Annotated in this window: 13 protein-coding genes, 1 pseudogene and 1 riboswitch; of the genes and pseudogenes, 3 read left to right on the top strand and 11 right to left on the bottom strand. The window is 31.3% G+C overall.

The genetic code is table 11. The features are described 5' to 3' along the window. Window positions 1–189 precede the first annotated feature (189 nt). From LQ686_RS10715 to LQ686_RS10700, 4 genes are read right to left on the bottom strand one after another with little or no spacing between them, the layout of a single operon-like run. Entirely contained in the window at window positions 190–792 is a 603-nt protein-coding gene (locus LQ686_RS10715) for a response regulator transcription factor (RefSeq protein WP_025904992.1), read from the bottom strand. After that, window positions 789–1895 carry a sensor histidine kinase gene (locus LQ686_RS10710; RefSeq protein ID WP_025904991.1) on the bottom strand — a complete coding sequence of 369 codons (1107 nt, stop codon included), beginning with the start codon at window positions 1893–1895 and terminating at the stop codon, window positions 789–791. The genes LQ686_RS10715 and LQ686_RS10710 overlap by 4 nt, the downstream gene beginning before the upstream one ends. Next, the gene (locus LQ686_RS10705) at window positions 1895–2626 is read right to left on the bottom strand and encodes an ABC transporter permease (RefSeq protein WP_106417328.1); all 732 of its coding nucleotides are present in this window, start codon (window positions 2624–2626) and stop codon (window positions 1895–1897) included. The genes LQ686_RS10710 and LQ686_RS10705 overlap by 1 nt, the downstream gene beginning before the upstream one ends. A gap of 6 nt (window positions 2627–2632) precedes the next feature. After that, a complete protein-coding gene (locus LQ686_RS10700) occupies window positions 2633–3499 on the bottom strand; it encodes an ABC transporter ATP-binding protein (protein WP_232157692.1) in 867 nt (288 codons plus the stop codon). Window positions 3500–3667: 168 nt separating this feature from the next. Here LQ686_RS10700 and LQ686_RS10695 point away from each other — a divergent pair, with 168 nt between their 5' ends. Next, complete coding sequence (locus tag LQ686_RS10695; RefSeq protein WP_233678293.1) at window positions 3668–4303, top strand: hypothetical protein; 636 nt, start codon at window positions 3668–3670, stop codon at window positions 4301–4303. 52 nt (window positions 4304–4355) lie between these two features. Continuing rightward, complete coding sequence (locus LQ686_RS10690; protein WP_107565280.1) at window positions 4356–4547, top strand: hypothetical protein; 192 nt, start codon at window positions 4356–4358, stop codon at window positions 4545–4547. Between the two features lie 44 nt (window positions 4548–4591). Here the strand turns inward: LQ686_RS10690 and LQ686_RS10685 are convergent, their stop codons facing one another. The 4 genes and pseudogenes from LQ686_RS10685 to LQ686_RS10670 form a co-directional block, all read right to left on the bottom strand. Continuing rightward, window positions 4592–6289, bottom strand: coding sequence for an FTR1 family iron permease (locus LQ686_RS10685; protein WP_107634161.1), 1698 nt, complete (start codon window positions 6287–6289; stop codon window positions 4592–4594). After that, a pseudogene (gene efeB / locus LQ686_RS10680) lies at window positions 6264–7501 on the bottom strand (iron uptake transporter deferrochelatase/peroxidase subunit). Before efeB ends, LQ686_RS10685 begins: the two are co-directional and overlap by 26 nt. A gap of 6 nt (window positions 7502–7507) precedes the next feature. Beyond that, complete coding sequence (gene efeO / locus LQ686_RS10675; RefSeq protein ID WP_037589373.1) at window positions 7508–8368, bottom strand: iron uptake system protein EfeO; 861 nt, start codon at window positions 8366–8368, stop codon at window positions 7508–7510. A gap of 238 nt (window positions 8369–8606) precedes the next feature. Next, window positions 8607–9308 (bottom strand): PepSY domain-containing protein, encoded by a 702-nt coding sequence (locus LQ686_RS10670; protein ID WP_233678292.1) that lies wholly within the window; start codon window positions 9306–9308, stop codon window positions 8607–8609. A 132-nt stretch (window positions 9309–9440) separates the two neighbouring features. Continuing rightward, a riboswitch (SAM riboswitch) is annotated at window positions 9441–9540 on the top strand. Between the two features lie 74 nt (window positions 9541–9614). Here LQ686_RS10670 and LQ686_RS10665 point away from each other — a divergent pair. Continuing rightward, on the top strand, window positions 9615–9833 hold the full coding sequence (locus LQ686_RS10665; protein ID WP_107565284.1) for a hypothetical protein: 219 nt from the start codon (window positions 9615–9617) through the stop codon (window positions 9831–9833). Window positions 9834–9879: 46 nt separating this feature from the next. On the opposite strand, the gene LQ686_RS10660 is transcribed toward LQ686_RS10665, so the two are convergent. The 3 genes from LQ686_RS10660 to LQ686_RS10650 form a co-directional block, all read right to left on the bottom strand. Beyond that, window positions 9880–10770, bottom strand: coding sequence for an NAD(P)/FAD-dependent oxidoreductase (locus LQ686_RS10660; RefSeq protein ID WP_107565285.1), 891 nt, complete (start codon window positions 10768–10770; stop codon window positions 9880–9882). A gap of 70 nt (window positions 10771–10840) precedes the next feature. Beyond that, a complete protein-coding gene (locus LQ686_RS10655) occupies window positions 10841–11221 on the bottom strand; it encodes an RrF2 family transcriptional regulator (protein ID WP_037589324.1) in 381 nt (126 codons plus the stop codon). Window positions 11222–11343: 122 nt separating this feature from the next. Next, window positions 11344–13068: an ABC transporter ATP-binding protein gene (locus LQ686_RS10650; RefSeq protein WP_025904983.1), complete on the bottom strand. Its 1725-nt coding sequence runs from the start codon at window positions 13066–13068 to the stop codon at window positions 11344–11346. Window positions 13069–13307: the final 239 nt, after the last annotated feature.

The following is a 13307-nucleotide window of genomic DNA, read 5'->3' as shown; positions in this document are numbered from 1 at the left end:
TCGGGTCGATATTTTATTTTATCGGCCTGTAAATTCCGTTTTCGGGTCGATATTTTATTTTATCGGTCCATATTTCCCGTTTCTGGACCGGTAAATTTTTTTATCGGTCCGTATTTCTCATTTCTGGACCGGTAATTTTTCGTATCGGTCCAAAAATTCTCTACTTACCTCTACTACCCTTGCACCTCACTATATCCATCCTTTTTCGATTGCTTTCTGCCATGCGTCAAATCGGTTATCTGCTTCTAATTTATCTATAATTATCGATGTATAGTTTCTAATTGTGCCGTCTGATAAATATAATTCTTTTGATATTTCTTTACTGGATAAGCCTTTGCCTATTTCTTTCAATACGAGTTGTTCTTTCGGGCTTAATGGATTTCTATCTTTAAACATTGATGTCATTAAAGATTCACTATATTCTTTCTTACCGTCCATCACATTTTTAATTGTTTCGACGAGTTCATCGATTGATCGTTCTTTCAATACGTATGCATCAACATCGTTTGCTACTGCACTCTCAAAGTATCCTGGTCTTTTAAAAGTTGTAACGATGATGACTTTCGTATTTAAATTCGAATCTTTTACTTTTTTCAATACTTCTAATCCTGTCATTTTAGGCATTTCGACATCTAGTATTGCTACATCTGGCTCGTGACTTTGAATTCCTTCCAACGCATCTTCTCCATTTGAAAAGTCTCCTAAAATACTTAATTCATCATTCAATTCCATCAATTGAACCATGGCTTTCCGTAACATTTCTTGGTCCTCTGCTATAACAATTGATATCATAATGTGTCACCCCCTCTAGGCAATGTGATCGTCATTTTTAATCCTTTATTTAAATTACTTACTTTTAATTGGCCATTTAATGCATGAACACGATATTTGATACTCTTAAAATCATCTTCATCAATGTGTTTCATACCTATGCCGTCATCTATGATTACCAATGTTAAGTATTTATTTTCTTCAACGATTTCACCCGTTACTTTAGTAGCCTGTGCATGCTTAATGACATTGTTAACCGCTTCTCTCAAAATCATGGACAGTGCTGATTGTCGAGTTGGACTGAGCGATTGAGCTCTGTCAGCATTGTTAAATTCAAACGATAAGTTTGCATTTTCTAACAATGTTTCCATCGTCTTCACTTCTTCTTCAAAAGATTGCAACTTCAAATCATCTACAATTGCTCTTACTTTAACAAGTGCTTCTTTAGATAATTCATTCACAGACGCCATTTCTTCTTTCGCTTTATCAATATCTTTATCCACTAATTTCATCGCAAGTTCAGATTTAATACTTAAATTCGCAAACACATGACCTAACGTATCATGTAAATCTTGTCCGATTCGATTTCGTTCTTGTTCAGCAATTAACGTATTAATATGTTCATTTTTACTTCTAATTTCTTCTTTTAACTGTTCAGATTCTAACGCTTTAAAATTTCCAAACATAATAAATATAATGACAATACTCATAGGTATCATAATAATTAAATAGTCTCTATGATCAACTGCAATAATATAAATAGCAATCATAAACGACACAATATACATTAATACTTCGATAGATTTCATTTTAGTTTGAAAAACATATGGAATAATATAAGCTGCATAGAAAAAGAATAATAAATGAGAAGCATTAAAAAAGTCTACAAAATAAAATATACCTAAAAAATGAACCATTAAAAGTATTCTTCTAAGCATGCGCCTTTTAGATAAATCTACATAAATCATCATTAAATAACTTATCGTAAATAGAGCGGTAACCAATATACCGCTCCATAAAGGTCCTCTATGACCAAGTACTGTTAAACTCAATATCGGAAAGATGAGATAAATTAAGTTTGATGAACCTATAGGATTCTCTTTAATTCTTTCTAATAATGTCATTAAACCACTTCCGTCTTTTTACGTATAATCAACGCAATACTTATAAACAGTATACAATAAATTGCCAATATAAGAAGTGAAACAAAGTGTATACCACCTTGAGTTGTCACAGATAAAGAGAGTTCTCTTAAATTATAAGTAGGTGTTGCATACGATACGTGCTTTAACCAATCTGGAAACTGATCTGTCGGGAACCAAAGTCCTCCCAATACAGCAAGTCCTAAATATATGATATTCGCGATAGCACTAGCTTTTTGGATATCTTTTATTTGAGATATAAGAACGCCCATTGATAAAAACATGCTAGATCCAACCCATAACATCAATCCTGAGCCAATCCACTCGCCTGCTGACATTTCAACACCTTTATAAAAAGCTCCTGTTAAAAATAAAGCGATAATAGCTAAACAAAACATGCACATGAGTTTCATTACTTTCCCTGCATAGTAATAACTTGGTGATAAAGGTGTTTTGAATAAATTTTTAGACCATCCAATTTTCTTATCTTCTATCATCTCTAATGGAAATGTCATAATACAGAAACTACTTAAACTGAACGTCGCCATACTAAACATATATTCTTTATAAAATTTAGCTTCGTATTCTTTAGGTAAATCTAATAGTGCTGTGAATATTAAATAAAATACTAACGGCAACATAATCGAAAGTATTAAATATGATTTTTTTCTAGTTAACAATAATAATTCAGATTTAAAATACGCCCATAACATATCTCATCAAACCCTTTCTTCGTTTTTTGAAAATATCGTATCCATCAATGACTCTTTAATAATTTCTACCTCATTAAAATCAATGCCATAGTCTATAAAAGCTTTAATTACAGGATTTACATCTTCAGTCGTAATGATGAGCATATCTTTAGATGCTTCAACCGAAACATTTTTAAGGACATTCACTACTTCTTTTTTCGATAAAGGAATTTGAATCATTGTTTTATTTTCGCTATGACGTATCGCTCTAGGTGTACTATCCATAACAAGCTCACCTTTATTAAGTACAACAACTCGGTCAGCCATTCTTTCAACTTCTTCAATATAATGAGAAGTATAAAATATCGTTTTACCTTCTTGTTTCATTTCCTCAATCACTTTCCAGAAATGCTTCCTCATTTCAGTATCCATCGCACTTGTCGGCTCATCCAAAATGACAAAGTCCGGTTTCCCAATAATAGATAATGTAAAATCCAATATTCTGCGTTCACCACCAGATAATTTAGCAGCAAATTGTTCAAGTTTATCATTATCAAATCGAGTAATTTCTTTAAAAGTTTCTATCGAAATCGTATCTTTATAAAAAGACTTAAAAAGATAAAACAACTCCTTAACTTTCATCACATCCGGAAAAGCCGTCGTTTGAAACAAAATACCCATCCGCTTCTTATCTAATTGTTGATTATCACTAATAATTTGCCCGTCATTAGGATGTCTGTCACCAATAATCATATCAATCAAAGTAGACTTACCAGCACCATTTGGACCAATTAAAGCCGTACATTCACCCTCATTAATTTGAAAAGAAACATCACTCACAACTTTTTTCTGATTATAGATTTTCGTTACATTTTGAACATCAATCACAATCATCACCGTCCTTTATAAGTTACTTATATTATAAAAAATCACACCACCCGTTATAAGTACAAACTGTCACGAATATCATATGACAAATGTCATGAATGATTGCGAGATTCAATTGACAATATTTGGAATGTATAGATAATTTATTGTAAGAAGTGTTTGAGGATGATGAAGATGAATAAAATAACAGTAATAAATAAAAGTAATCACACAAGTGTAGTTCTAAGCATCAATAATTATATTAAATGGATAAATAGAAATAACATATTAAATCAAAACATTAAAATTTTTATCCATGATGCTCCAATAAGTTCTTATGGTTATCTTTCAGATTGCCAAGTAGACTTTGATAATCGTCATATATATTATTCTTTATATAATATTGAAGAATATCTTGTGTCTAAGAAGAGCAATAACATTATTGTAAACAGATTGGAATATGCACTTTCTGAAATTTTACATGATTTAAATTATCATATCGCACAATTCTATACTTTAGAGTACGAAAAAGTTACACATAAAGAACTCATTGATCATTTTGACCGATTTGAATATAACATTAGAAAATACAGTTATTATTTAACTTACAAATATTTATTTTGTTATAATAATAGTTCTACACTTTATAAAGGTGGACTTACGTTGAAGTTTGATTCTGAAATAAGTGCTCATTTAAAGAAGGCTTTTGTACAATTTAGAAATTTCATTAAAAAAGAATTGGAATTCCCTTTAAAAGTTAATATTCATATTACGCATAAAGAACTCGAAGATTCTTTAGGTTACTTCCAATATCCCGAATCTTTTATTTAAGTATCCGAGAATAGTCGTTTCCACACATAGCTATGAACAATTAAAAAAAGAAATGTCACTTTTCGATAGTGATTTAAATATTTTAAGAATATTAGCACATGAGATTAGACATTATCAAGATTATATAAGTGACAATATAATTTTAGATGAAAAGATGAGTGAGAAGTTAGCAGACAAATATGAAGATGAACTCATACAAGAATTTATTGATCAAGTTTATTATGTTAATTATCACGAATACTAAAAAACGCTAAGACAAATGGCTTTGTCTTAGCGTTTTAAATTACTCTATTTTTTCTTACTCATTGCATAATAAATCACAACTAAAATGACTAATGCTAATTGTGGTATCAATGTTTCGTATGTTGGATAAAATCCTATTAAGTCTATGAATGGTAAGTGATTAATTGTATGTTGTGGTACTATGTTTAATATTTGTAATGTATGGATACTTACGCCTAATATTTTAAATGCCAATATAAATATGAATAATGACATGATAAAGAATAAGCGATGTATTGGTATCCATTTTGTAATTTGGTTAAAGAAGATTGCGATTAACGCCAGTATGACGGATGCGACGATAATTCCTAATATTAATGACCATGTTGAAATCTTCCCAACGATACCTAAATAGAAGATAATCGTCTCTGCACCTTCTCTAAATACAGATAAGAATGCGACTAACCCGAAAGTAACGATACTTCCTGTAGACATAGCTTTATCCATATTTTTATTGATGAAGTTCTGCCACGAATCTAAACTTGATTTAGAGTGCAACCAGATACCTACGATAATCATTAATATCACAGATCCAATACCTACTATACCTTCTGTTAATTCTCTTGTTGAACCTAGGTTTTCAAATATCGCTTTAAATATGAAAGCTAACGCAATACTTAATACAATACCGATGACACTGCCTGTAACAATCCATTTTGATGCTTTTCTTTGTTCAGATTTACGTGTTACAGTAAGCAATGCCATAATAATGAGCAGTGCTTCTACACCTTCACGTAATAAGATTAAAGCTGCATCCCAAAATGTATAGCTCGTCTTAGAAATGGTTGATTTAATTTCTTGATTGAGCGTTTCTAACTGGCTACCAATGTCATCTTTATTATCTGCATCAAGTTGACCTGCATATTGAGGAATTTTCTGTTCTATTTTAGTGTACAACGCACCATTTCTCGTGCTAATTTCACTCTCAACATTTGGCCATGCAATAATAAATTGTTGTAACGCTTGCTTTGATTTCGCTAAATCATCATTTTTTATATTTTTAATCGCAGTATCTAAATGTTCATTTAAAATGTTAACATCTTGATCGCTTGTTTTAGCATCTGATTTTTTCCCTGCATGGTAATCATCAAGTTCTTTTTTCAATTGATCAACTTGCATTTGTGCACTACTAGCGTCTACTTTATCTTTCGTTAATTCAATTCTTGTAAACATTAATGCAGTTTCAACTTGACCATATCTGCCAATATCTTCTTCTCGAACAATTTTTTCATTCTTTGTCCAAGTCGCATTTAATTGATTGTTAATCGTTTTTGCTTTTTCAAAATCTTTATCTGAAATCGCCTTTGTTATATTCTTAATCAATGGCTGCATTTCATTTTGTAACTGATCTCGTTTCTTCTGTTTATCAACAGGATTTAATACTTTTTCATAATCAATTAAATCAGAAGTCAGTGTATTTAGCGCACTTTCTCTATCTTTTTGAGACGTTGTTTTTTCAACTTTTTCGATATCTTGATCTATTTTTTTCACAAGTTTATGGTCTTTTTTATTCGTACTTTGCCAATTATCTTTGATCTCTTTGAAATGCTTATCGAATGCCTTTTCGTCTTTATCTTGTATCGACGATTTGGCATCCGTCACACTAATATAAATATCGCTTAAACTCGTTTCTGCTTTAGCGGTCAAAGACAACAGCATAAATAGTATTGCGACTAAACTAAATACGATTGAATAACGTTTCACATAAATATCCTCCTTCTTGGACACCTGGTAAACATAGAAAAATACCTGAACCTCGATGTGTAATATATTCATTTAATTTATCAATAGCACCCATTTTACTTTGGATTTTAATAAATTGTTCAGGTGATTTTTGGAATGATAGAAAGAGTAATCCTGCATCAAAAGTGCCTGTATTGGCATTTATACCATCTGAATATGAAAAAGATCTTCTTAATAAATTCGTTTTAGCTGCTTTTGCTAAACTGACATGTGACTCTTTTTCTATCAAGTTCTCGCCATTTTTATCTTTAATATCAGGGTCAAATGTATCAAATTCTTTTTCTTTACCAATTGGCGCACCAGAATGACGGTATCTAGCAAATGTCGCTTCTTGTTCACCTAAAGCCGTTCTATCCCATGTTTCTAACAACATTTGAATTCTTCTTGCGACTAAATATGACCCATTTTTAGCCCAGCCATCTTGTATAAAGACGTATTCATTCAAATCACTTTTATTTTGGACATTAGGATTACCTGTTCCATCTTTAAAAGAGAATAAATTTCTAGGTGTTTCTTTCTTACCATCTTTTTCTTCAAATGAGTTAAATCCTGCTTGGCTCCACTTCATTGAAACTTCACCTTTAGCCACTCTAATTAAATTTCTAATGGCATGAAAATTAACTTGTGGATCATCTGAGCATGCTTGTATACAAATGTCTCCACCTGAATAGTTGTCATCAATTTGATCTTTAGGAAAATGTGGTAAATCTTTTAATAAATCTGGTTTATGCTTTTTCAATCCAACTTTTCAAAGAATGAAGGACTTATACCAAAAGTAAGAGACAGACGACTGGCGTCTAAGCCAATCGTCTCCCCTGTATCTGGACTAGGTAACATTTTGTTTTTACCAAGTTCTTTTACAAATTCACCATTCATTAAATGAACACTATAATTTGTCCATATTTTAAACATTTCTTTAACATCTGAAATTGACATTTTGTTAATGCTCAGAACGACAAAGTATACATGTTTTTGTTGTTCTGTCGTGATGCCAGACTGATATTTACCATAGAAATTGATTTTATTTTTTACGCCTGTTTTATCTTTAGCAAAGTATTGAGATGCAAGAAAAGTACCGCCTACACCTGTAGAACCTATCAGTAATCCTGCGCCACCAACACCAGCGATCTTAAGAAAATCCCTTCTAGCTATATGATTTTCATTATTAGACATCAATCATCACTCCGTAATAACAGCCATTTGACTTAAAGATTCCCCTAATTTATCGACAGCTTCAGAAAGTTTTTTCGTTTCATCTTTAGATAGTTTCGTATAATCTTCATATCCACCATCTTTAGTCTTATATTGATCTAATAATTTATTAACATTATCAAATCTTTCTTGAGTTGTGTCAGCAAGTTTTTTGTCTTTATCTGCTACTTTATCTTTAAATATTTCAAAGATTTTTTCTGCACCTTCGATGTTTGCTTTAAAGTCATATAAGTCTGTGTGTGAATAAATTTCTTCTTCACCTGTAATTTTAGAACTAGATACTTCATTTAATAAGTCGATTGAACCTTGTAACATTAATTTAGGTGTAACATCTACTGTATCTACTTTTGCACGTAACTCTTTAGTGTCTTTTAATAATTGATCAGCAACTGGTGCCATATCTTTTGTTGTATTATCTTCCCATAATGCTTTTTCAATTTTGTGATAACCAGACCATTCGTCTTCTTTATTTTCTTCTTTCATATCTGCTAAACGTGCATCAATTTTTGGATCTAAATCACCGAAACTTTCAGCAACTGGCTCAGATCTTTCGTAGTACATACGCGCTGTAGGATAAATTTCTTTCGCTTTTTCGATATCGTCTGCTTTAACCGCTTCAACGAATTTTTCAGTATCCGCTAAGAATTTATCTAATTGTTCAGTTGTAAAATCTTTATAAGCTTTTGTTTCTTTTGAGAAATCCGCTTTTTCAGACTTTTTCGTTTCCTTTGTTTCTTTTTTATCTTCATTTTCTTTCTTATCAGCGCTATTCCCACACGCTGTTAAAATTAAAGTACTTGCTAATAAAGTTGTTGCTAACTTTTTCATCATAACACCCCCATCTAATTGATTATCATTATCATCTTTAATTTATGCCTATAATGTGTAATAGTCAATAAAAATTTTATAGAATTCATCAAAAATACAAATCTAAGACTGTACCTATAGTATTTATATAATAAAAATCTTTTCAGACTTCTTCCGAATTATTAATTGAGAATGATAATCATTCAATGAACATAAAAAAACATAGGATAAAATGAATTATCCTATGCTTCATAATAATTTAATCTGTTTCTTGTTCTAGAATTTCTTTAGACTTAGCATCAATTGTAAATTCTGTTGATTCTTTATTACCTTCTTTTAGTTCAATAGAATAAACAAGTTTGCCATTGTCTTCACTTAGTGACCATTCTTTAATATCACCTTTAGCTTTGTCTTGTGCTACTTTAAGTGCATCTTCAAATTTAGCGACATCTGATAATTTGAATGTTTGATCATTATCATCACTATCTTCTTGTTCTTTTTCAACATTCGTAACAGATTTATCATCTGCATTTATGAGTACTTTACTTTCATTTGTTCCATCTACTAATTCAACTTTATAACTCCACTCGCCTGTTTCTTTTTCAAACGATAGATCTTTAAGTTCACCTTTTGATTCTTTTTGTGCAGCTTTCACAGCATCTTCTGGAGAGACTTTAACGTCATCCCATTTCACTGTATTTTCAGTTGCTTTGTCAGAACTTTGATCGTCATCTGTGTTTTGATCATCGTCTGTGTTTTGATTATCGTCTGAATCTTGATCATCATTTGAATCTTGGTCATCATCTGTATTTTGATCGTCGTTACTATTTTCTTTAGTTGTTTGTTCTGTTTTTTCATCATTTTGATTATCTTTTTTATCATTATTATCATCGTCACCATTACCACATGCTGCTAACACGATACCTGCTGACAATAATAAAGAAAGCATTTTATACTTCATAATTTATTCCTCCTATGCTTCATATTCATTTAATATATAGACCATCTCAAAATTTTTAAACATTTAGCTTTTAAAAAATTAGACAAAATGCAATTAATTCGTTATGATTAAGAAACAATAAAATAGCTCGTAGTCTTATTAAGAGTAGGCGGAGGGAATTGGCCCGATGAAACCTCAGCAACAGGCGTATGTACTGTGCTAAATCCAACAAGTTTAACTTGAAAGATAAGAAGATTCTCTAAACAGCTCTTCTTAATCTTAAGATGAGCTGTTTTATTGTAACTATCAAATTAGGAGGCAATAAATATGAGAACAAGAGACGATATTTTATCAGAACTATTAGAATTGCAGGCAAATCCACCAAGAAGTTATTCAGGTTCAATAGGAAAGACCCAGAAGAAGAACGCTTTAATCCAAGAGTTATGCAGAGTCGAGAACACAATACTTCAACCATCTTCAGATTCCGAACACCACAATGTCCAATTTGGTGACTTTGAAATTAATATTAAAATAACTAAAAAATAATCATAATAAAGGAGTAGGACTATATTTTTCGTCCTACTCCTTTTATTTATGATTCCATAATGATTTGCATTGCTACAAATTTTGCTATTTGATTCCCATTTGCTGCTGCGTCTATAAGTTGAGATGCCATGAAATCTTTACTTTCTCCTGCAACAAATAAACCTGGTACGGATGATTCGCCTAACTCATTAATTTTTATTTTTCCGTTGTCTTCTCTTTCAATATTGAGCGCTTTTAAAAATTCAAAATCAGTATCCCACTTCACACCAATGATTGCACCGCTTCTCTTAATTCGTTCACCATTTTTAAAGATAACTTCATTAATTTGTCCTTCATGATGTTTAAATTCAGCTACTTCGCTTTCCACTAATGTGATATGTTTACTTTCAATAAACGCTTTATCTTCTTCAGTTAATAATGAAAAATCACGACTACTTATAACGATATCGTCTGTCCAATTGTTAATGAGCATCGCCATATGTTTCACATGTTCAGGTTGAACAGCTACGAGTAATGGTTTATGTCTCAATTCATATCCATCACACCATGGACAATAAAAGACAGATTTGCCGTAACTTTCTTTTAAACCTTCAATTTCTGGTAATGTTTCTCGCAATCCTGTACATACCATAATTTTTTTAGCTTTATATTGTTGATTGGATGTTTCAACAATAAAATAATGCTCTTCTTTTAATATGTTTAACACCGTGTCATTGATACGTGTTACATCATCATATTGATCTACATCATGTTCTCCTTTAGCTCTCAATTCTTCAGGTCTTACACCGTCTTGTGTTAAAAATGCATGTGAATGCTGTGTCACTTTATTTCTTGCATTATTATTGTCTATCACTAACGTCTTCTTTAAAGCTCTTCCTAACGTGAGTGCACTCGCTAATCCCGCTGGCCCTCCACCTATTACGATACAATCAAACATGGTATTTCCACCTTTCATAACTATTATAGAGTCGTAATATCTATAATTGATAGATAAAAAAAGATTTAACTTACATTAAATCTTTTAAAGTTTTATTTTTCAAAGCTTGCGTCATTTCATCTTCAGCAGAAGTTAATATCGCTTGAATCTTACATTCTGGACCGTGATCAAAGCTATCTTCAAGTGTACTTTGATGACCATCAATTGCAGTAATAATATCATAGACAGTTATGTCTTCCCAATTATTAACTAAGTAATAACCACCTTTTGCACCAGATGCAGATTTTATGACGTTTGCCTTTACTAATTGCGTTAATATTTTAGATAAATATGTTACAGATACATTTAACGTTTCAGATAAACTTTTAACATTGATGGGCTGTTGGTCTCTTTTAGCAATTAAATATGCCAATGCATGCAATCCATAGTCTGATCCTTTAGAAATCTTCATGTTACACCTCTTAATCATAGATATTACCACTCTATAATAACAACTTTACAGCGAAAGTCTATTATTTAGCTCAAAATATAAAAATGCAGAGACCTTTTTTCAAAAAGATCTCTGACACTATGTTAAAATTCATCAATTTGTTCAAACTGTGACATGTATAAATCTTTGTATTTGCCGCCTTTATCCATGAGTTCATCATGACTGCCCATTTCTTGAATTTGACCTTGTTCGATATATACAATTCTATCGACATGTCTAATTGTACTCAGTCTATGCGCAATAATCAGTGATGTTCGACCACGTGATAAATTCTTAAATGCTGATTGTATTTTATTTTCAGTTTCAACATCTAAAGCACTTGTTGCTTCATCAAGAATAATAATTGGCGGATTCTTCAAGAACATTCTCGCAATTGAAATACGTTGCTTTTGTCCACCAGATAATTTTGTACCGCGTTCCCCAACAACAGTATCTAAACCTTCTGGCAATTCATCTACAAACGTTCTTAATTGTGCTTGGTCAACTGCGTAATTAATTTCTTCTTCGGTTGCATTTAAATTACCATAAATAATATTATCTCTTAATGTTCCACCGAAAAGAAATACATCTTGTTGTACGACACCAATTTGTTTTCTTAATGATTCCAACTTATAAGATTTAATGTCTCGATTATTGATTTTAATCTTACCTTGTAACGGGTCGTAGAACCTTGGTAATAACGAACAAATTGTCGTTTTACCTCCCCCACTCGGTCCTACTAGTGCTACTTTTTCACCTTGTTCAATTTTGATAGATAGCTGATTTAAGATTAATTTCTCTGAATATTTGAATGATACATCTTCATATTCAATCGTATCTGGTTCATCTATAAATTCGATAGCATCGTCATTATCTTTAATTTCTGGATCCATATTTACAATTTCTTTAAAATTTTTGAATCCAGCAATACCTTTAGGAAATAGTTCAATAACCATATTAATAGACTCTAACGGTTTAAATAACAGATTTGTAATCATAATAAACGCTACAAATCCACCGTATGAAAGTGAGCCATTTAATACAAAATAACTTCCTAAAATCAGTACAAAGATTAACGTTAATTTTTGAGCAATATGACTAATTGACAAGTTCCAAGACATATATGAATATGCTTTTAATTTTGTCGCTCTAAAATTATCATTGACCTTTTTAAATCTTGCTAATTCGTGACCTTCATTTGTAAATGCTTGTACAAGACGCATACCACCAACATTATCAGCAATAAGCTCATTAAATCTCGAAACATTGCTAAATAAGTTCTTAAAAGCACCTGACATTTTTTGATTAAAGTAAATTGTTAATACAAAAATAATCGGTACAACACAGAACGTAATAAGCGCAAGTTTCACATCGATCGTCAACATAATGACAAATGAACCGACAAGCGTCATAACTGCTACAAAGACATCTTCAGGTCCATGGTGAGCAACTTCTCCAATATCCATCAAATCGTTTGTTAATCGTCCAATGATTTTACCTGATTTTTGGTTATCAAAGAATCCAAAATTCATTTTTTGAATATGCTCATAAAGCTCATTACGAATATCTCTTTCAATATTAGTCCCCAGTTTATGCCCCCAATACGTCACGATGAATTTCAATACAGATTCAACAACGTATATGAATAATAAAAGAAAAACAAAAATCACAATCCAACTCCAATTCTTAGTTGGCAATAGCTGATCAATAAATATACTCGTTATAAGTGGAAACACCAATTCGAGAATACCTACAAAAACAGCCGAACCAAAATCTAAGAAAAACAATCCTTTATAGGGTTTATAATATTGGAAGAATTCTTTCATAATGGACCTCCTAATTAAATTTCGACCAAATTTAATTATACTATAGAATTATATTTTTTCTGCTCTTTTTAAGAATTTATTTAAAATTGTTTTTGTATCCGAAATAAACGGGATGATGAGGTGGTGGTAGAGATTTTCGGGTCGATATTTTGAATATGTCCATATAATTGTGTAATAAAAAAAGAGCCATATATAGCTCACTTTAGTACAATGTAATCGACTAAGAAAAAATTGTAGAGGTG

Source organism: Mammaliicoccus sp. J-M41, from assembly GCF_022385935.1.
Taxonomy (GTDB): domain Bacteria; phylum Bacillota; class Bacilli; order Staphylococcales; family Staphylococcaceae; genus Mammaliicoccus; species Mammaliicoccus sciuri_A.
The sequence above is the reverse complement of the archived record's forward strand: the minus strand, read 5'-3'. Positions and strand labels throughout refer to the sequence as shown.